The 19,842-nt window shown below is 72.4% G+C and carries 15 protein-coding genes; 10 read left to right on the forward strand and 5 right to left on the reverse strand.

The window, feature by feature from the left end; genetic code table 11:
• Positions 1–516: 516 nt before the first annotated feature.
• Positions 517–1,998, forward strand: coding sequence for a bifunctional UDP-N-acetylglucosamine diphosphorylase/glucosamine-1-phosphate N-acetyltransferase GlmU (gene glmU, locus BL253_RS01375; RefSeq protein WP_076812766.1), 1,482 nt, complete (start codon positions 517–519; stop codon positions 1,996–1,998).
• Positions 1,999–2,109: 111 nt separating this feature from the next.
• The gene (locus BL253_RS01380; protein ID WP_076812769.1) at positions 2,110–3,084 is read left to right on the forward strand and encodes a ribose-phosphate diphosphokinase; all 975 of its coding nucleotides are present in this window, start codon (positions 2,110–2,112) and stop codon (positions 3,082–3,084) included.
• A 592-nt stretch (positions 3,085–3,676) separates the two neighbouring features.
• Here BL253_RS01380 and BL253_RS01385 read toward each other — a convergent pair.
• The gene (locus BL253_RS01385) at positions 3,677–5,407 is read right to left on the reverse strand and encodes a dolichyl-phosphate-mannose--protein mannosyltransferase (protein ID WP_076812772.1); all 1,731 of its coding nucleotides are present in this window, start codon (positions 5,405–5,407) and stop codon (positions 3,677–3,679) included.
• A gap of 169 nt (positions 5,408–5,576) precedes the next feature.
• Between BL253_RS01385 and rsmI the strand changes: the two genes are divergently transcribed.
• A complete protein-coding gene (gene rsmI, locus BL253_RS01390; protein ID WP_076812775.1) occupies positions 5,577–6,632 on the forward strand; it encodes a 16S rRNA (cytidine(1402)-2'-O)-methyltransferase in 1,056 nt (351 codons plus the stop codon).
• A gap of 105 nt (positions 6,633–6,737) precedes the next feature.
• On the opposite strand, the gene rsmA is transcribed toward rsmI, so the two are convergent.
• A complete protein-coding gene (rsmA, locus tag BL253_RS01395) occupies positions 6,738–7,673 on the reverse strand; it encodes a 16S rRNA (adenine(1518)-N(6)/adenine(1519)-N(6))-dimethyltransferase RsmA (RefSeq protein WP_081437899.1) in 936 nt (311 codons plus the stop codon).
• The gene (locus BL253_RS01400; RefSeq protein WP_076812778.1) at positions 7,667–8,509 is read right to left on the reverse strand and encodes a TatD family hydrolase; all 843 of its coding nucleotides are present in this window, start codon (positions 8,507–8,509) and stop codon (positions 7,667–7,669) included. Before BL253_RS01400 ends, rsmA begins: the two co-directional genes overlap by 7 nt.
• Before the next feature lie 200 nt (positions 8,510–8,709).
• Here BL253_RS01400 and BL253_RS01405 point away from each other — a divergent pair, with 200 nt between their 5' ends.
• Both BL253_RS01405 and BL253_RS01410 read left to right on the forward strand, forming a co-directional pair.
• Positions 8,710–9,816 (forward strand): ABC transporter substrate-binding protein, encoded by a 1,107-nt coding sequence (locus BL253_RS01405; protein ID WP_076812781.1) that lies wholly within the window; start codon positions 8,710–8,712, stop codon positions 9,814–9,816.
• Between the two features lie 122 nt (positions 9,817–9,938).
• Positions 9,939–10,553, forward strand: coding sequence for a YdcF family protein (locus BL253_RS01410; RefSeq protein WP_076812784.1), 615 nt, complete (start codon positions 9,939–9,941; stop codon positions 10,551–10,553).
• A gap of 67 nt (positions 10,554–10,620) precedes the next feature.
• On the opposite strand, the gene BL253_RS01415 is transcribed toward BL253_RS01410, so the two are convergent.
• A complete protein-coding gene (locus tag BL253_RS01415; RefSeq protein ID WP_076812786.1) occupies positions 10,621–11,646 on the reverse strand; it encodes a tryptophan--tRNA ligase in 1,026 nt (341 codons plus the stop codon).
• A gap of 42 nt (positions 11,647–11,688) precedes the next feature.
• A complete protein-coding gene (locus BL253_RS01420) occupies positions 11,689–12,711 on the reverse strand; it encodes a glycosyltransferase family 2 protein (protein WP_241834413.1) in 1,023 nt (340 codons plus the stop codon).
• A 384-nt stretch (positions 12,712–13,095) separates the two neighbouring features.
• Between BL253_RS01420 and BL253_RS01425 the strand changes: the two genes are divergently transcribed.
• The 5 genes from BL253_RS01425 to BL253_RS01445 all read left to right on the forward strand — a co-directional run bounded on the left by BL253_RS01425 (position 13,096) and on the right by BL253_RS01445 (position 19,449).
• Entirely contained in the window at positions 13,096–13,353 is a 258-nt protein-coding gene (locus BL253_RS01425; RefSeq protein WP_076812789.1) for a hypothetical protein, read from the forward strand.
• A gap of 583 nt (positions 13,354–13,936) precedes the next feature.
• Complete coding sequence (locus tag BL253_RS01430; protein ID WP_076812792.1) at positions 13,937–15,403, forward strand: FHA domain-containing protein; 1,467 nt, start codon at positions 13,937–13,939, stop codon at positions 15,401–15,403.
• 186 nt (positions 15,404–15,589) lie between these two features.
• Complete coding sequence (locus tag BL253_RS01435; RefSeq protein ID WP_076812795.1) at positions 15,590–16,435, forward strand: DUF305 domain-containing protein; 846 nt, start codon at positions 15,590–15,592, stop codon at positions 16,433–16,435.
• A gap of 277 nt (positions 16,436–16,712) precedes the next feature.
• Complete coding sequence (locus BL253_RS01440; protein ID WP_076812797.1) at positions 16,713–18,275, forward strand: SulP family inorganic anion transporter; 1,563 nt, start codon at positions 16,713–16,715, stop codon at positions 18,273–18,275.
• 145 nt (positions 18,276–18,420) lie between these two features.
• Positions 18,421–19,449 (forward strand): acyl-CoA thioesterase, encoded by a 1,029-nt coding sequence (locus tag BL253_RS01445; protein ID WP_241834414.1) that lies wholly within the window; start codon positions 18,421–18,423, stop codon positions 19,447–19,449.
• Positions 19,450–19,842: the final 393 nt, after the last annotated feature.

The following is a 19,842-nucleotide window of genomic DNA, read 5'->3' on the forward strand; positions in this document are numbered from 1 at the left end:
CAGGAGTCACCCGATCGCGTGGGGTCCGGGGCTCGGCCCCGGGGCAACATCACGTGGGAGCCCGGGAGCAAGCCGCAGGCTTGCGAACAGGAGTCGCCCGATCGCGTCCGCTCCGCCGCCACGACTCGAACGTGGACTAGAAGAACCAAAATCTCCTGTGCTGCCTATTACACCACGGCGGACCGCGAAAGCAGCAGAAGTCTACCATCGCCAGCTTGCTCGCCGTCGAATTCCTCGCCCCGGTCCCGAGCCGGACGGGACGGTCAGCGCGAACTCACCACGGTCAACCTGCCACTGGGTGCACGGGCCGGGCCGCGCCCGTGGTCACCCGCCCCTCGTTCTTCTCGTCGCGGTTTTCCGTGGAGTGGTTTCCGCCGCGGGTCTCTCCGCATGCCGCGCGGAAATGACGATGGCGATGGGACGACGGAGGAAGGTGGCCGGGTAGGGTGTGGGCGTCGGCGGGGAGCGCGGGTTGGACGCGGTCCAGGCCCAGCGCGGATCACAAGGGGAGCGGTCGTGACCCAGACACGTCTGGCGGCCACCATCGTCTTGGCTGCGGGCGCGGGGACCCGAATGCGGTCCGCCACGCCGAAGGTGCTGCATCGCGTCGCCGGGCGGTCTCTGCTCGATCACGTCCTCGCCGCCGCGGRCCCGCTGGGCGCGCGGCACACGGTGGTCGTCATCGGGCACGGACGTGAGGAAGTCGCCGCGTCGCTGCGGAACCGTGACGGGGTCCGCACCGTCGTGCAGGACCAGCAGGGTGGCACCGGGCACGCGGTGCGGGTCGCGCTCGGCGCGCTGGATGGCCTGCGTCCCGACGACTGGGTCGTCGTGCTGCCTGGCGACACTCCGCTGCTGACCTCCGAGACGCTCACGGCGCTGCTCGCGCTGCACGCCGAACGCGGCGCCGCGGCGAGCGTGCTGACGGCGGTGGTGCCCGACCCGACCGGCTACGGGCGCATCGTGCGCGAACCGGCCGGCGGGTCCGTACGGGCGATCGTCGAGCAGCGGGACGCCGACGCGGCGACCGCGGCGATCCCGGAGGTCAACGCCGGGGTCTACGTCTTCACCGTCGGGATGCTGCATTCGGCACTGGCCCGGCTGACGACGGACAACGCGCAGGGCGAGGAGTACATCACCGACGCGATCGGGCTGCTGGTGGCCGACGGCGAGCCCGTCACGGCGCACATCGCCCCCGACGCGGGTGAGACGGCCGGCGTCAACGACCGGGTGCAGCTCGCCGCGGCCGGCGCGGTACTGCGTGACCGGCTCACGCGGGCGGCCATGCTCGGCGGCACCACGATCGTCGACCCGGCGACCACCTGGATCGACGCGGGCGTGACGTTCGAGCCGGACAGCACGGTGCTGCCGAACACCCACCTACGCGGCGCCACCCACCTGGCCGCTGGCAGCGTGGTCGGGCCGGACAGCACCCTGACCGACACCGTCGTGGAGTCCGGGGCGTCCGTCGAGCGCAGCACGGTCACCGAGTCGTGGATCGGCCCGGGCGCCGGTGTGGGCCCGTACGCGCACCTGCGGCAGGGGACCCGTCTCGGCCCGAACGGCCGGATCGGCGCATACGTCGAGACCAAGGCCGCCGACATCGGCGCCGGGACCAAGGTGCCGCATCTCGCCTACGTCGGCGACGCGACCATCGGCGAACGGTCCAACATCGGCTGCTCCACGGTGTTCGCCAACTACGACGGCGTCCACAAGCACCGGACCGTGATCGGCTCGGACGTGAAGATCGGCAGCGACACGGTGCTCATCGCGCCGGTCGTGATCGGCGACGGCGCGTACACCGGTGCCGGTGCCGTGGTCCGGTCCGATGTCCCGCCGGGTGCTTTGGCCATTACCGAGGGCCGGCAGMGCACCATTGAAGGGTGGGTCGAGCGGTCCCGGCCGGGAACGGCCGCGGCCGCCGCCGCCCATCGGGCGAGTGAGACCTCCCCGACAGATGACGCACAGCCGACATCTGAGCGTCTAGCCGTGAACTAGGCCACATCACTCCCTCACCGCCCCGCATCGCTGGCATTCGCGACCGGGGCCACGGAACCTAGGGGGCTGGTTGGGGCCGGCATGGGCGCCAGGAGACGTCAAGGAGACACGGTGGGCTACCAGACCGAGAACCGGCGCAGCCTGATGCTCTTCGCGGGCAGGTCCCACCCCGACCTCGCGGCCGAGGTGGCCCAGCAGCTGGGCGTGCGGACGGTGCCGACCAGCGCGTACGACTTCTCCAACGGAGAGATCTTCGTGCGGTTCGAGGAATCCGTCCGCGGCTGCGACGCCTTCGTCCTGCAGGCRCACTCCGCGCCGGTCAACACCTGGCTGATGGAACAGCTGATCATGGTGGACGCGCTGAAGCGTGCCAGCGCCAAGCGGATCACCGTCGTCGCCCCGTTCTACCCGTACGCCCGGCAGGACAAGAAGCACCGCGGCCGCGAGCCGATCTCCGCCCGGCTGGTCGCCGACCTGTTCAAGACCGCGGGCGCGCACCGGCTGATGTCGGTCGACCTGCACACCGCGCAGATCCAGGGATTCTTCGACGGCCCGGTCGACCACCTGTTCGCCCTGCCGCTGTTGGCCGACTACATCGAGAGCAAGGTCGACGCCTCCGAGGTGACCGTGGTCGCGCCCGACTCCGGCCGGGTCCGCGTCGCCGAGCGCTGGACGGACCGGCTCAACTGCCCGCTCGCGATCATCCACAAGCGCCGCGACAAGGACGTCCCGAACCAGGTCAAGATGTTCGAGGTCGTCGGCCAGGTGGCCGGGCGCACCTGCGTCATCGTCGACGACATGATCGACACAGCCGGCACGATCACCAAGGCGGCCGAGGCGCTGAAGGCCAACGGCGCCAGCGCGGTCATCGCCGCCGCGACCCACGGAGTCCTGTCAGGCCCGGCGATCGACCGGCTGAAGAACTCCGACATCAGCGAGGTCGTGCTGACCAACACCCTGCCGCTGCCCGCCGACGCGCGCATCGACAAGATCACCGAGCTGTCGATCGCGCCGCTGCTCGGCGCCGCGATCAAGGAGGTCTTCGAGGACGGCTCCGTCACAAGCCTCTTCGGCGGAGACGCCTAATCTCTGGTTCGCTCCGTCCGGGCACCGCGCTCCAGCCCCTCACTCGCTTCGCTCCCGAGGGACCTCCGCGCGGTGTCCTCCTCCGCTCACGGGCGCTCCGGCGACCTCCGCTGCGGCCCAACCACATCGCTTCGCTCGTGGCCGGGCCTCCGCGGAGGCGCGCCTCCGCGCCAGCACGGTCACCTCTCGCTCGACCGCGCAAGAGCAGGCCAGCCCTGACGCGGGGACCACTTCGCTGCGCTCGTTCGGCAGCGTTCACGCCTGACCGGTGGCTCCTGCAAGGAGCTGTCCGAACCGGGCCCCGGTCCTGGATGGCGACGTTCAGCGGCACGCAACCGAGCTGGGCGCGGAGGTGCACCTCGCGGAGGCCCGACCCACGAGCGAAGCGACGTGGGCCGGGCCGCAGCGAGGTCGCCGCAGCGCCCGTGAGCGCAGGAGGACACGGCGCGGAGGTGTCGTCCGAGCCGCCAGGCGAGGACGGCGCCGAAGCGCCGTGCCCGCACGGAGCGAACCAACAACAACCTTCACGCTGGCTCGGGGCTTGTAACTACGGACCCGCAGCACTGTGCCCGCACGGAGCGAACCAGCAAGATCAAATCCAACCCGGGAACCACATGCGGGCGCGCCAGCCGGAGAGGGGGATCTGCTGGGCGGCGAGGATCGGGTAGAAGTAGGCGAACAGCAGGACGACGGCTATCAGGTAGACGCCTACTGACAGTGCGCCCACTAGTCGTCTGGTGTCGGATGCCTCTCGTGGTCCCAGGGCCAGGCCGGCGGTCGCGGTGATGCCGAGGATCAGGAACGGCAGCAGCGGCAGCGCGTAGAAGAAGAACATCGTCCGGCTCGGGACGAGCTCCCAGGGCAGGAACGACGAGGCGAAGCCGACCAGCACCAGCGCGGCCCGCCAGTCCCGCCGGACCACCCACAGCGCCAGCATCACCACCAGGCAGGCCGTGCCGACCCACCAGACAGCCGGGTTGCCGATCGCCAGCACCTCGCGGGAGCAGCCGCCGGTCGCGGTGCATCCCTTCTGGCCGTAGGCCGGGCCGTCGTAGTAGTACGGCACGGGCCGTCCGAGCACCAGCCAGCTGAACGGCGCGGACTGCGCCGGGTGCGGCGAGGTCTTGGTGGTCAGATGCTCGTGGAAGTTGAAGATGGCGTCCTGGTAAGCCCACCAGCCCCGCCACATCGCCACGAACCCGTTGCCGTAGGCGTGTCGGTCATAGCCCCCGTCGGTGACGAACCAGCCCGTCCACGTCGCCAGGAAGGTCGCGACCGGCAGGGGCACATAGCAGCCGAACCAGGCCGGCACGTCCCGGCGCAACGCGCCCAGGATCGGCTGCCGCGCCCCCGCGGTCCGCCGGGCACCCGCGTCCCAGGCGATCGCCAGCACCGCGAAACCGAGCAGCGTGTACAGGCCGCTCCATTTCACGCCCATCGACGCGCCCAGGAAGAACCCGGCTGCGAGCCGCCAGGGCCGCAGGCCCAGCTTCGGCCCGTAGCGGACGTCGCGCTCGCGTGCGGCCCTGGCGCGGTCGCGGTCGCGGTCGTCAGGAGTCTCCTCGACGGCCGTGGCCATGCCGTCGCCGGCGGCGGAGGGCGAGGACGCGTCCTCGTCCACCGGCGCGGCCGCGAGCGCGGCCATCCGGTCCGCGAGCTTCGAGCGCCCGTGGTCGCGGTCGAGAACCAGGCAGGCCAGGGCCGCGAGCAGCAGCGTCATCAGGAAGATGTCGAGGATGCCGATCCGGCTCTGGACGAACTCCAGCCCGTCGAACGCCAGCAGGAGCCCGGCGAAGCAGCCCAGGATCGTCGACCGGAACATCCGCCGCGCCGTGCGGGTCAGCACGAGCACCGCGATCGTCCCGAACAGCGCCGACGCGAACCGCCACCCCAGCTCGGKACTGCCGTGTACCGCGCCCGAGCAGTCCGTGTAGCCGAAGAGCTTCTCCGACGCCGCCATGAACCACTTGCCCAGCGGCGGGTGCACGACGTAGCCAGGGCCGACGCAGTTCTTGCTGTCCACCTCGTAGCCGTGGGTCATCAGGCCCCAGGCGTCCTTGGTGTAGTAGACCTCGTCGAAGTAGATGCCCTTCGGCTCCGTCAGCCGCCAGAACCGCAGGATGCCGGCGACCAGCGTGACGGCGAACGCGGCCAGCCAGCCGGCCACCCGGTCGGATGGCATCGGTGGGCAGAGCCGGTCGTGCAGCGGTCCCCGCCCGCGCCGCACACCGGCATGGTCGGCCTCGCGCGCGCGCCCCGCGGCCGAGGGCACGGCCGGGCCGGAATCGGCCAGGGTCGGATCGGCCGTCGTCGTCACGGTCACGCCATCAGCGTAGGTCGTCCGGGCTGAAAGACTGCGCAGTGGCCGAACGATGCACGATCATGATCTTCCCGTGTGAATCCGGAGACCTCCGGACAGATGGTCAGCCGGCCGGCTGGGATGCCCGTCCAGACGGGGTAGGACCAGGCGAGACGAGACAGGGGCGACGACGATGACCGGGGTGCTGATCGTGTGCGGGGCGCCCATCGGTGACCCGCGGGACGCCAGTCCCCGACTGGCCGAGGTGCTGACGACGGCGGACGTCGTGGCCGCCGAGGACACCCGGCGAGTCCGCCGGCTCGCGCACGCGCTCGACGTGACCATCACCGGGCGGGTCATCTCGTGCTACGACGCGGTCGAGGGCGCCAGGGCCGCCGCCCTGACGGAGCAGCTGCTCGCGGGCCGGACGGTCGCGCTCATCACCGACGCCGGGATGCCCGCGGTCTCCGACCCCGGCTTCCGGGTGGTCGCGGCGGCGGCCGCCGCCGGCGTGGCGGTCACCGTCGTACCCGGGCCGTCCGCGGTGACCGCGGCGCTGGCCGTGAGCGGGCTGCCGAGTGACCGGTTCACGTTCGAGGGCTTCCTGCCGCGCCGCGGCGGCGAGCGCCGCTCCCGGCTGCGCGAGCTCGGGGCCGAGCGGCGCACGATGGTCTTTCTGGAGGCTCCGCACCGGCTGGCCTCGGGCCTGGCCGACCTCGCCGCCGTCTTCGGCGCCGACCGCCCCGCGGTGCTGTGCCGGGAGCTGACCAAGACCTGGGAGGAGATCGTGCGCGGCGACCTCGGGCGGCTGGTGGGCTGGGCCACCGACGGCCGCGAGATCCGCGGCGAGCTCACCCTGGTCATCGGCGGCGCCCCCGCCGGCCCGCGCCGCCCCACCACGACGGTCCTCACCGGCGCCGCCACCCCGTCGACGCCCGCGGACGCGGCCGGCGGGGCCGTCGCGACGGCCGCGAACGGCCAGGGCGCGGATGGGACCCGCGGCCGCTCCGTGGTCGGCGGGGCCGCCGTGGATGACGAGGATGCCGTGGACGACGACGAGCCGCTGGGGCCGCCCGCTCCCCTGACACCGGCCGAGCTCGCCGACGCGGTGGCCGGCCATGAGGCCGCCGGCCTCTCCCGTGCCGATGCCCGCCGGGCCGTCATGGCCGCCTACAACGTCTCCCGTGCCGACGTCTACGCGGCCCTTCTCGCCGCCCGCCCGAGGAACTCCACCGGCGGCTCAGCCTGACAAGCCCGGGTTTCGACAAGCCCGGGTCCCGACAAGCCCGGTCCTGACAAGCCCGCTCCTGACAAGCTCGGGCACGGACAAGCTCGGGCACGGTCAGGGCGACGGTCAGGGCCGCGCGGCGCGGGCGGCGGCCAGGCGGCAGTAGGCGGCCACGTCGAGGGTCTCGCCGCGGGCGCCGGAGTCGACGCCGGCCGCGGCGGCGATCCGGTCGACGGCGGCGGGTGAGCCGGCCCAGCCGGCCAGCGCCGTGCGCAGCGTCTTGCGGCGCTGGGCGAACGCCGCGTCGACCGCGGCGAACACGTCGGGGCGCAGCGCGTCGGGCGCCGGCGCCGGCCGGCGGGCGAACGCCACCAGCCCGGAGTCGACGTTCGGCACCGGCCAGAACACCGACCGCGGCACCGGGCCGGCGGAACGTGCCTCCGCGTACCAGGCGAGCTTCACGCTCGGCACGCCGTACACCCGGCTGCCCGGCGGGGAGGTCAGCCGGTCAGCCACCTCCGCCTGGACCATCACCAGGCCGCGCTGGATCGAGGGGACCCGAGCCAGCAGCCCGAGCAGCAACGGCACGGCGATGTTGTACGGCAGGTTCGCCGCGAGCACGCCCGGTGCGTCCTCGGCGGCCGGTTCCGCCCCCTCCAACGCGGTCGCCCCTCCGGATGGGGACGACAGGTCGGCGGGGCCGAGCCGCAGCGCGTCCTGGGTGAGAACAGTGAGCCGCCCGGCCGTGGCGGTGCCCAGCCGGGCGGCGGCGGTCGCCGGCAGCGCCGCCGCGAGCGGCGGGTCGACCTCGACGGCGACCACCCGGCGCGCGGCGGTGAGCAGGCCGAGGGTCAGCGACCCGAGCCCTGGCCCCACCTCGAGCACCACGTCGTCCGGCCCGACGCCGGCCAGCCGTACCAGCCGGCGGACCGTGTTCGGGTCTACCAGGAAGTTCTGCCCGCGCTTCTTGGTCGGCCGCAGGTCGAGTGCCGCCGCGATCGCCCGGATGTCAGCACCAGACAGCAGCCCGCCCACCCGTTCGCCGATCGCATCGCCTACCAAGGCCCGAACACTCGCTCGGCGGTCGTGGCGACGGTGGCGGCGAGCTCGTCGACCGGCGTGCCGCGGACCTCGGCGATCGCGCGCAGGGTCAGCGGCACCAGGTATGGCCCGTTGGGCCGGCCGCGGTAGGGCATCGGGGTCAGGAACGGCGAGTCGGTCTCGACGAGCAGCAGGTCCGCGGGCGCGACGGCCGCGGCGGCACGCAGCCCGTCGGCGTTCTTGAAGGTCACGTTTCCGGCGAAGGACATCACGTAGCCGGCGTCGGCGCACGTCTTCGCCATCTCGGCGTCGCCCGAGAACGCGTGGAAGACGACCGTCTCCGGTGCGCCCTCCTGCGCCAGGATCCGCAGCGTGTCGGCGTGCGCCTCGCGGTCGTGGATCATCAGCGGCCGCCCGGTCTCCTTCGCGATCGCGATGTGGCGGCGGAAGCTCGCCTGCTGGGCGGCGTGCTGCTCGGGTGCGGTCCGGTAGTAGTCCAGGCCGGTCTCGCCCACGGCCCGCACCTTGGGCAGCCGGGCGAGCGCCGTGAGCTCGGCGAACGTCCGTTCGTCGACGCCGCGCGCGGCCTCGTTGGGATGGATCGCGACGGCCGCGTAGACGTCCGGGAACTGGCCCGCGACGTCGGCCTGCCAGCGACTGGTCGGCAGGTCCACCCCGACGGTGACCATCCGGCGGATACCGACGGCTCGCGCCGCCGCCACCGCCTCCGCCGGGGAGCCATCCATCAGGTCGAGGTGGCAATGACTGTCGATGATCTCGACGTCAAGCGGGTCCGGCGCGGGCGGCGGCCCGCCCTTGCGTCCCGTGTCCTTAGCGCGCGCGTTTTCGGCCGTCACCGGTCCACCCCTACCAAAGACCTCACACCTACCTTCACGGGCTTGTTGGCACCCGGATACGCTGCGGCAGGACGCTGTTCGCGTAGTTCCAGATCCTATGGCTCGCGGATGGCGGTCCTCGTGTGGCCAGATCTGGGGGTCTGGCCGCCCTGCCAGCATCGGGGATGCCACTCCATGGGTCGCTTGCTACACGGATGCCGATGACCGCTCTGAACGTCGCCCTTGTCACTCCACTCGCCGGTCCCGACGCGACGCAGGGTCTGGCGAGCGTGCGCGGGCTGACCCTGTGGGCTCGGGATGAGTATCTGCCCCCGCCGTGGACCGAGATCAGCGTGACGGCCTATGACGCCTACCCCGACCCGGCGGCGGCGATGCGGTCCGCGGTGGCCGCCAGGCCCGCGGCGATCATCGGCCCGTACGGCCGGCGCGCGGCGCTCGCCGCGGCCTCGGCGACCGACCGGGTGGTCTTCAACGCCGGTGCCCCGACCACTCGCTTCATGCGCCAGACCTACCCCAAGGTCATCAACATCGCCGCCCCGTCGTCGACCTGGCCGCGACAGGTGCTGACCCTGGTCCGGTCCGTGGACCGGACCGCTCGCAAGGCCGTCCTGCTGCTGGCGGTCGGCGACTTCGCGATCGAGGCGACGGCCAGTACGAAGGCTGCCGCCCGCTCGCTCGGGTTCGAGGTCACCACCAGCACGTTCGGCCCGGGCCAGGCCGCGATCGCGGCCAGCCGGCTGCCCACCGCCGATGTGCTGATCGTGCATGGCGACCCGGACGACGAGCTGACGGCGGCCAACGCCCTGCTGCGCCGCCCGTGGAAGGCAGCCGCCTTCTCCACCGCGGTCAGCGTCCAGGGCGCCGCCACCTTCGGCGACTCCAGCGACGGCCTCCTCGCGCCCGGCAGCTGGCTGCCGGACAGCATGGCCGAGACGACCACAGGCCCGAACGCCTGGGCGTTCACCGCCGACTTCAGCGCCCTGCACGGCACACCGCCCACGGCGACCGCCGCCTGGACGTTCGTGGCCGGGCTGATTCTCGGCGCGTGCATCCGCCGCTCCGGCAGCGCCGACGACACCGCGGTGCTCGCCGCGGCCCGCGGCCTGGACACCACGACGCTGCTCGGCCGGTTCCGTCTCGACGAGACGACCGGCCTGCAGGTGGGCCACCAGATCCCGATCGTGCAGTGGCAGTCGGGCACGTCCTGGACGGTGTGGCCCCGGGATGGCGCACGGGCGCGGTTCGCGCATCCCCGCTGGCAGGCCCGCACGGCGAACCCCGGCCTCACCCCGCGCCCATACCGCTGAGGCCGCGCGGAGGCCTTGTGGCTGGAATACCGGGCGGGTGACAGGCTGAGCCGGCGAGGCGCCCCGCGTACGGCGCCGCCGGGAGCGAAGATCGGCCGAGGGCCGCGCGGCGGGAGGTTTCGATGGCGACAGAGTCCGCCGCGTCGCCGGCTCCGCCCGCCACGGGTCGCGCCCCCGCGGAACGCGGACCTCTGGGGCAGGCCGGCCCCGGCGGGCTGCGCCGGCGTCGGCTGCTGCGCAGCGCCGCCGGGCTGCTCGCGGTCGCGTTCATCCTGACCACGGCGAAGCTGTTCGTGTTCCCGAAACGGGACGTGCCGGCCCCCGTCGACGCGATCGTGATGTTCGCCGGCGGCCCCGGGCGCCTGGAGCTCGCCGTGTCGCTCGCCCGCTATGGGTATGCCCCGGTGCTCGCGGTCTCCCAGCCGAACCCGGACAGCATCTGCCCGCCGGACACGATCCCGGCGGTCGAGGTCATCTGCTTCCACCCCCAGCCGCTGACCACCCAGGGTGAGTCGCGCTGGGTGGGCGCGGCGGCGGCGGCCCGCGGCTGGCGGTCCATCATCGTGATCACGTCGACGACGCAGGACAGCCGGGCGCGGCTGCGGCTGGGCCGCTGCTATGACGGCCACGTCAGGATCATCCCTGTCGACCCGCCGAACCGGGCCACCTGGGCCTACATGATCACCTACGAATGGGCCGCGATGGTCAAGGCCCTCGTCCTCCAGCGCGGCTGCTGACCGCCGCGGCGCGCCCTTCCACCCGCCGCTGCCCGCGGCGCGCTGCCCGCGGCGGGTCGCCTGCTGGTCAGAGCCCGTCGACGCCGACGGCGCGGCGGACGCCGGCGAGGACCGGGCGCGCGCGCTCGCGGGCCCGCTGGGCGCCCTCGGCCAGGATCGCGTCGATCTCGCTGTCCGGCGCCATCAGGTCGTCGTAGCGCTTCCGCAACGGGGCCAGCTGGGTGTTGAGCTCCTCGAACAGGGCGTTCTTCAGCTCACCCCAGCCGGTGCCGCCCGCCTCCAGCCGCCGGCGCATCTCGGCGACATCCTCGGGCGCGGCGAAGTTCTCGTACAGGTGGAACGCCGCCGAGCTGTCCGGGTCCTTCGGCGCCTCCACCGGGGTGCTGTCGCTCTTGATCGACCGCACGAGCTTGCGCAGCCGGGCCTCCGGGGCGAACAGCGGGATCGTGTTCTGGTACGACTTGCTCATCTTGCGCCCGTCGAGGCCGGGCAGCACCCGCCCCGACTCGCCGGGCGGCGTGACCGCCTCGGGGATCTTCAGCGAGAAGACGTCGCCGAACAGGTGGTTGAACGAGCCGGCGATGTCGGCCGCGTACTCCACGTGCTGGACCTGGTCCTTGCCGACCGGCACCACGTCCGCACTCATGATCAGGATATCCACCGCCATCAGGACGGGATAGCTGAACAACCCCATGTTGATGCCCGCGTCGAGGTCGGCCAGGCCCGCCTCGGCGTTGCGGTCGCGGGCGGCCTTGTAGGCGTGCGCCCGGTTCATCAGGCCCTTGCCGGTGACGCACGACAGCACCCACTGCAGCTCGAAGACCTCGGGCACGTCGGACTGTCGGTAGAAGATCGTCTGCTTCGGGTCGAGACCCAGCGTGATCCAGGTGGCCGCCACCGAGCGGGTCCAGCTCGTCATCTGGGCGCGGTCACGCACCGACGTCAACGCGTGATAGTCGGCGATGAAGTAGAGCGACTCGAACCTCGACGCCATCTCCAGCGCCGGCCGGATCGCCCCGATGTAGTTGCCCAGATGCGCGTCACCGGTCGGTTTGATGCCGGTGAGCGAGACCTTCTGGCCCTCGGGTGCCATGCGCCTCAGTCTACGGACGCGGCGGGCCGCCCCACGGGTCCGTCAGGGCCCGAAGACCGGCTGGTCAGGCGAGGAAGAAGAAACAGCCGCGGTGCGGCGGTGGCGGGCGGCATAGGCCAGCATGAAGCGGACGTGCCGGCCAGCGTCCCGCAGTGAATGCAGTTTCGAGACACCGGACCGCGGGTGGTAGGTGATGGGTACCTCCTCGACCCGCAGCTGRCTCGTCGCCGCCGCCACAATCAGCTCCGACGCCAGCTCCATCCCGCCGTGACGCGGCGCCATCCGCTCGTAGGCGGCCCGGGTGAAGGCCCGCATTCCCGAATGCGCGTCGGAGGTCCGCAGCCCGAACAGCCGGTTGAGCATCCGGGTGAGCACCGGGTTGCCGATGTACTGGTGCGTCCACGGCATCGCTCCCGGCAGGATCTCACCGGCGAACCGGGAGCCCAGGACGTAGTCGGCGTCACCGGTGCGCAGCGGCGCCAGCAGGCCGGGAAGTTGGCCGAAGTCATACGAACAGTCCGAGTCGCCCATGACGAGGTATCTGCCGCGCGTCGCGGCGAACCCGGCGAGGTAGGCGTTCCCGTATCCGCGGCGGGGCTCACGCACCACCCATGCTCCGGCTTCGGCGGCGACCCGGCGTGAGTCGTCCTCCGAACCGTTGTCGGCCACGATGACCTCCCCCGGCAGGCCGGTCGCGGCGATGCCCGCCAGGGCCGCGCGCACGCAGCGGCCCACGGACTCCTGCTCGTTCAGGCATGGCATCACGACGGAGACCATGGGCCGGCCGCGCGCCGGCGAGATGACCGCCGGCGGTGACTGGCCGGTCAGGCGCCAGGGGTCGGGCTGAGCGTGCCGCGTGGCCAGGCGCGTACGGCGCGCCGCCGCGGGCGTACGGCCCGCCGGCGGGCTCGGGGCGGGAGAGGCGGCGCCGGCCGCCGCGCGCGTGGGCGGCGCCACCCGAACCGGCGGGAGCGCGGTCCTGGTCGCGGTCGGTGCCACTCGGCCGGCCTGCTGGCTACGTCTGGCGGCCGGGCGTCGCTCCGGCCTCGAGGTGTGCTCGGTCACGCAGATTCGTCTACCCCCTCCGAGACGGAGAACGCACAGCGCCTGACCTGGCACTAAGTGTCACCATTTCTGGGCGGTGACCAGGGTCGGAAGGAGACAACGGAGTCGCCTGATGACGATGAGTGGACAACGGTAGATCACGTCACATCACATGATCGCGAGGTGCAGGGGGGTGACTGGAAGCGGAGCGGCCCGGTCAGGGATCGTGGAGTAACCACGTCCCGCGGCGGGCGCGGCAGCCGCGGTCAGGTTCCGCGTGTCTGCGGGCGCCGGCGGCATGGCCAGGGAACGCGCGGCGAGTCCTGCCGCGCCTCCGGGGCATCGGGCATTCGGAGGGCCAGTCCGGCCGCTCCGGTGCGGGGACGGCGATCGAGAGGAACCACCATGGCGGATGTGTCGGTGCGCTTCGCGATGACCGACGACAGCGAGATCGTGCTGAACCTCTCGCTGACCCAGGCGATCCGGCTGACGGAGGCGATCGCGTCCAAGGTGAGCCAGGCCATGACCGAGCAGCCTCGCCAGATGGGCGGCCCGATGACCGGCTCGATGCCCGCGGGCATGACCGGCGGGCTGAACGGCGGTCTGAACGGCACCGGCGCCTACCCGCCCGGCGTCCGGCCCGGCCCCTACGGCGGCGCTTGATCTCTGTTCTCTGGTTCGCTCCGTCCGGGCACGGCGCTCCGGCCCCTTACTCGCTTCGCTCCCAAGGGACCTCCGCGCCGTGTCCTCCTGCGCTCACGGGCGCTCCGGCGACCTCGCTGCGGCCCGCCTACATCGCTTCGCTCGTAGGCAGGCCTCCGCGAGGCGCGCCTCCGCGCCCAGCGTGGTTGCCCGCCGCTGGACCGCTACGGGACCCGGTTTGAGGCCCGCACCGCGGGCACCACGCTTCGCTCGTGGGGCGGGTCTCCGTGAGGTGGCGCGGGCACGTGGTGCGCTGGGACGGCCACGAGGCGCGGCTGCCGGGTAGCCGACAGCTCCCGACCGGGCCGTCGACAGTGGAAGATACGGAAATCCGCTCGTCGGCCCGATAACCTAACCCCGAAGATCGCACGCGGCCAGCGCCGCGCGCCGTGGCCCGGGGTGGGTCGTCGGCGCGGGAGCCGAGCGGGCGAGCGCCGATCGGACCACAGCCGATCGGACCACAGCATGGCCCGCGGCCGCCCCTGGCCCGGGCCACACGGACCGGGGCTACACAACCGAGCCGACGGGCGCGGAGGGCGAGGCAATGGCGGGACTGGACCGTTTCCGGGTGGTCGTGGAGGCGGGCCGTGGCCACGAGACCGGTGTGGTGGTCCGGCTGCCCGGCGTCCTCATCGTCGCCAGGGCCGGCCGGCCGCAGACGGCCGACACCGCGCGACGGCTGCTGGACCTGTGCGCCGAGGTCGTGGCCGAGCCGGGTGACTCGGCCAGCACCGGCCGCCGGCTGGTGCGCCGCGTGGCTGGGCTGCTCGCCGCCGCGGATCCGGAGGAGGTACCCGACTTCTCGCTGCTCACGGCGGTCGGGGACCGTATCGCCGCGCTGGTCCACGGCGGAATGGACGTCGTCGCCGCCGGTCCGACCCCGCTCACCCTCTCCGGCATCGATTCGGCGACCTGGGTAGACCGGCTGCTCCCCGACGGCATCACCCATCTGCACATCGCCCCGTCCGGCTCTCTCGGCCTTCATGGAGCCCCGGACGACGAGGCGGAAATGACGGGGACCGGCCTCGGCTTCCCGCTCGACCTGCGCATCGGCGCGGTTCCCGGCATCGGCGCCAGCCTGCTGCCGTCCCGGGACGCGCCACCGCCGATCCCGAGGTCCGCGACCGACGACCTGCTGGCCGGCTACGGCCCGCCGCGCGAGCCGGCGACCGCCGCCGAGCGCATCCCCGCGCCGGCCGAGCGCATCCCGGAGCAGCAGTCCATCGCCCCGCCGGTCCTTGCCCCGCTGCTGACCAAGGAGGAGCAGGCGCACCGGGCGCAGTCCGGCGCCGAGCCGACCCAGGCGGCCGACTTCGACGAGCTCAACGAGCTGGACTACTTCGACGAGGACCCGCCCACCGAGCTCGCCCGGCCGGTGCCGAGCGCGAACGGGCAGACGGACGGCCGGGCGCACGGCGAGCTCACCGAGGAGGACGACAGCGAGGCGCTGACCCAGCTGCCTGGCCAGACGTTCACCGTCTCGGACCTCATCGACCCCGATGACGACGCCCCGACGATGCTGCCGGGCGGCGACCAGGAGCAGCAGGTCGAGGGCGTGCTCTGCCCGAACGGCCACTTCAACCACCCGCAGGCGCCCTACTGCGCGCAGTGCGGCGCGTCGCTGTCCTCGACCGAGAGCCAGTCGGTATGGCGGCCCAGGCCGCCCATCGGCGTGCTGGTCTTCGACGACGGGCAGACGGTGCCCGTCGACATCGACCTCGTGATCGGCCGCCAGCCCGACCGTGACGACGCGGTGCGCGCGGGCACCGCCCGGCCGCTGCCGGTGGAGGACGGCGAGAGCGCTGTCTCCCGGGTGCACGCCGTCATCACCCTGAACGGCTGGGACGCGGTGATCACCGACCGCGGCTCGGCCAACGGCACCTACATCGCGCCGCCCGAGGCGACCGTGTGGACCGCGTTGGACCCGCACCAGCCAGCGCCGCTGACCTCAGGCACCCGGGTCCAGGTCGGCAAGCGCACGTTCGTCTTCAACAGCCAGGTGAACGTCTAGGAGACTGCTGAACAAGTGGCGCCGGCGGCCCGACTCATCCGGTTTTAGGCTCATATGTCGATCTGGGCAAACCGGGACGATCCCGACGCGGTCTCGAGTTATTCAGCAGTCTCCTAGGCCGGCGCCGCGGGGCCGGGGTTAGCCTGGGGCGATCCCGGTCAACAAACCGGACCACTAGGAGCCGCTTTGCCGGAGCCCACCGCTACCCCGCCGACCGTGACCGAGGAAGCGCGAGCCGCCACGCGGACGTCCGCCGCCTCCGGGGCGGTGAAGCCCGGCGACGCCGCCTCGGCGTCAGCCGTACCGGAGCCGCCAGCGCCCGATCAGGCCGAGCTCGAGCCTGAGGCCGCCCCGGCGCGGCGACCGCGGCCACGGCTGCTGTGGGCCCCTCTGGTCGTTCTGGCCGCGGCCGCGCTGGTCGCGGCGGGCTTCGGCCTGCGCGGGCTGGCCGGCGGTGCCCCGGGCGACGGCTCGGTCGACGCGGGCTTCCTGCGCGACATGTCCGACCACCACGCGCAGGCCGTGCAGATGAGCATGCTCGAGTTCAGCCACGGCGCGGACAAGGACACCATCGCGATCAGCCAGGACATCGCGCTCAGCCAGCAGCGCGAGGCCGGGGTGATGGGAGCCTGGCTCGCCGACTGGGGACTCGGTCAGTCGACCATCGGCGAGCCGATGCGCTGGATGGGCGGCACCGGCGCCGGCACGGACGGGCATGACATGGCGGGCATGCATGACGGATCCGGCTCGCTGGGCACACCGGTCGGCACGGACGGCGTCCGGATGCCGGGCATGGCCAGCGACACGGAGCTGACCCAGCTGGCCTCCTCCCGGGGGCGGGACAGCGACGTCCGGTTCCTCACGCTGATGATCCACCATCACCGCGGCGGGATCATGATGGCGCAGTACGCCTCCCAGCACGCGGGTGACAACAAGGTGCGCACGCTGGCCAAGGCGATGGTCACCGTGCAGTCCAAGGACATCTCGCAGATGCAGTTCGATCTACAACGACTAGGAGCTCCGCCGGCCTGACGCGCGCCCGCCGAGGGCCGCCCTCGCCGCGACCATCGCGGAAAGTCCACCGCATCTCGAGTCCCACCATGCCGCCGGAAGATCATATTATGCGGATTCGGTAGGCTTCCTCCGTTTCGGCGGGCAGCCCGAGCCGCCAGGTGCTCCGGGGAGGTCGGCCGGATACGCCCGCCGGGACCGCCTTTGCCCGCCGGCACCATCGCGCTGGCTCGCCAGGCACCGGACAGTCGCCGGGGGCACCCGGGCTACCGGTGTCCCTGCTCGTGTGAGGTTCGTCATGTCCGCACTGCCCGGCCCTGTCCCAGTGCCGTCCCCTCGGACGCGCGGCGGCGCCACCCGTCTGGCAATCACGGTGCCAGGGCTACGCCGCGCCCTGCCAGGGCTACGCGGAGTCCTGCCGGGGCCACGGCAGGCAAGCATCGAGCTGGTCGCCGGGCTGGTCACGGCGCTGGCCCTGATCCCGGAGACCATCTCGTTCTCCGTCGTCGCCGGTGTGGATCCGGCCGTCGGGCTGTCCACCTCGTTCGTCATCTCCGCGGTGATCGCCTTCACCGGCGGCCGGCCGGCGATGGTCTCCGCGGCGGCCGGCTCGATGGCTCTCGTCGCCGCTCCGCTGGTACGCGCGCATGGCTTCCAGTACCTGATGGCCGCGACGATCGCCGTCGGCATCCTGATGTTCCTGCTCGGTCTCGCCGGCGTCGCCCGCCTGATCCGTTTCGTGCCGCGGACCGTCATGATCGGTTTCGTCAACGCGCTCGCGATCCTGATCTTCCTGGCTCAGATGCCACACGTCTTCGGCAACGGCTGGCGGGTGTACCCGCTGGTAGCGGCGGGACTGGCGATCCTGCTGATCCTTCCCCGGGTGACGAAGGCCGTGCCCGCGCCGCTCGCGGCCATCGCCCTGCTGACCCTCGTGACGACGACGTTCGACCTGGACGCGCCGACGGTCGGCGACGAGGGCGCGCTGCTCACCGGCCTGCCCCTGCCCGGCCTGCCGGACGTCCCGATGACCTGGGAGACCGTCCGGATCCTGCTGCCGTACGTGCTGGCGCTGACCGCGGTCGGCCTGCTGGAGACCCTGCTCACCGCGCAGATCGTCGACCGGATGACCGACACCCGCCATGACCCGAACCGGGAGGCATGGGGGCTGGGCATCGCCAACTTCGTCGCCGGGGTGTTCGGCGGGATGGGTGGCTGCGCGATGATCGGCCAGACGATCCTCAACGTGTCGTCCGGCGGGCGCGGCCGGCTGTCCACCTTCGCCGCGGGCGGCTTCCTCCTGCTGCTGGTGCTGCCGCTGCACGCGATCGTCGGGGTGATCCCGATGGCCGCGCTGGCGGCCGTGATGGTCGTCGTGGCGGCGATGACGTTCGACTGGAACAGCGTGCGCCCGAAGACGCTGCGCCGGATGCCGGTCGGCGAGACGCTCGTGATGATCGCGACGGTCGCCGTCGTCGTGCCGACCCACAACCTCGCGTACGGCGTGGTCGTCGGCGTGATCCTCGCCGCGCTGATGTTCACCCGCAAGGCCGCGCACCTGGCGAACGTGACCAGCGTGCTCGACCCGGAGGGTGGCGTGCGGATCTACGCGGTACAGGGGCCGTTGTTCTTCGCGTCGACGGGCGAACTGGTGACGGCGTTCGACTACGCCCACGACCCGCAGCGGGTCGTGATCGACCTTTCCGATGCCGACGTGCTGGACTCCGCGGCGGCCGCGGCGATCGACGACATCCTGCACCGCTACGCGGCCCGGGGCCAGACAGCCGAGATCACCGGCGTCAGCCACACCAGCGCGGTCCTCCTGCGCGGCCTGAAGAACGAGAAGGCCGCCAACTCCTAGCCCGAACGACCCGGTCGTGGTTCCCCGCCGGTACCGCCGCGAGCCGAGCCGACCCGTGGGGTGGGTCACTGGACGCGTCTCACGCGGCCTCCGGCACCGATAGTGGAAGCGGTCTCGGCAAAGCGGTCTCGGCATCGGTCGGCACATGAAAGATCCGCTGGTCGCGCCCGAGACCAGGCATGGCCTCCCCGGCCACGCGGCACGCCGCGGGCCAGGGCATCCAGAGCAGCGAGCACGCCTTGGGGGTGCGGTGGGCGCGAGCACGGCCGGCGCGCGGGACACGGCGATCGCCGGACCGGACGGCGGCCTCGCGGGCCCGCCCGCTCAGACAGGACTCCCGCCCGACGCCTTCCCCGGAGCCGAGTTCGAGCCGTTCGGCCTCGACGACGTGCTGGCGGTGCTCGACCTCGCGGGCGACGCGACGCCACCGCTTCCGGTGCGCACCCTGCGCAGTCTCCATGGCGGAGTCCTCGCCGCCCAGCAGCTCGCCCAGCAGATCGTGCTCGCCGAGCGGCTCGCGCCGAGCAAGTCGACCCAGACGCTGCACACCGTTTTTCCCAACCCCAGCCGCTGGGACGCGCCGCTCGACGTCGATGTCGAGTGGCTCCAGTCGGGCCGCACGTTCGCGAACCTGGCATTGACGTTCCGCCAGGCCGGCCGGGCGATCAGCCGTGGCGACGTACTACTCGGAGCCGACGAGCCCGACTTCGTGCGGCACGAGGCAACGCCGCCCGCGCCCATCGACGGCCCGGCCGCCGCCCGACCGGTCGACTACCCGCTGCTCCCGTGGGAGGTGCGGCTCGCGCCCGGCCCTCGGCCCTACAGCCTGGATGTGTGGCAACGGATTCCCGGCGTCTCGGCGGACCCTGCCCTGGCCCGTGGGCTGCTCGCCTTCGCGAGCGAGCCGTGGACCGGACACCACGTGGCGAACAGCCACGTCCAGCGGGGTACGGCCACCCTGGCGCCAGGTGAGCGGCTGGCCGCCGCCGTGCTCGCCGAGACGGTGACCTTCGTCGAGGACCTGGACGTCCGGGAGTGGCACCTGCTGCGCGTGGAGTCCCCGCACGCGGGCCGCGGGCGGTATCTCGGCCACGGTCGGGTCCACACCGCGGACGGTCGGCTCTGCGCCGTCTTCGAATGCCTGGGCATGCTGCGCGCGACGGCGATCACGTAGAACGGGTCACTTCCGGCCCGCCGCTGGTGCTTTCCGTCATCACATGGTTGCGCCAACGGACGCCGGGAACCTATTATTTTCCAGCCAGGCGCCGAGCCACCTTCGTGGCGGAACTGAGCGACGGAACTGAGTGACGGAACTGCTTGACAGGAACGTCGCGACAGGAACGTCGCCACAGGGAGGATCCGACATGCCCCCGCTCGACATGCACACTGACGATGACGATCTCGTGGTAGCCGTCGAAAGGCTCTCCGAGGTCCAGGACCGCCACGACGCCGAGCACTCCGACAGWGACGGAAGCGACGGCTGACCTCAGCGAAATTCCGATCGAGGACGGCTGGTCGACGCGCCCCGAACCGACCTCGGGATCTTCTGCCGCGGAAAAGGGAACAC

This window comes from Pseudofrankia asymbiotica, assembly GCF_001983105.1.
In the GTDB taxonomy this organism is placed as follows: Bacteria; Actinomycetota; Actinomycetes; order Frankiales; family Frankiaceae; genus Pseudofrankia; species Pseudofrankia asymbiotica.

Coding starts and splice junctions, on each gene's coding strand:
- rsmI (WP_076812775.1), top strand. CDS start 5,577: ATGACCGGGGTGCTGATCGTGTGCGGGGCGCCCATCGGTGACCCGCGG.
- BL253_RS01405 (WP_076812781.1), top strand. CDS start 8,710: ATGACCGCTCTGAACGTCGCCCTTGTCACTCCACTCGCCGGTCCCGAC.
- BL253_RS01410 (WP_076812784.1), top strand. CDS start 9,939: ATGGCGACAGAGTCCGCCGCGTCGCCGGCTCCGCCCGCCACGGGTCGC.
- BL253_RS01415 (WP_076812786.1), bottom strand. CDS start 11,646: ATGGCACCCGAGGGCCAGAAGGTCTCGCTCACCGGCATCAAACCGACC.
- BL253_RS01425 (WP_076812789.1), top strand. CDS start 13,096: ATGGCGGATGTGTCGGTGCGCTTCGCGATGACCGACGACAGCGAGATC.
- BL253_RS01430 (WP_076812792.1), top strand. CDS start 13,937: ATGGCGGGACTGGACCGTTTCCGGGTGGTCGTGGAGGCGGGCCGTGGC.
- BL253_RS01440 (WP_076812797.1), top strand. CDS start 16,713: ATGTCCGCACTGCCCGGCCCTGTCCCAGTGCCGTCCCCTCGGACGCGC.
- BL253_RS01445 (WP_241834414.1), top strand. CDS start 18,421: ATGAAAGATCCGCTGGTCGCGCCCGAGACCAGGCATGGCCTCCCCGGC.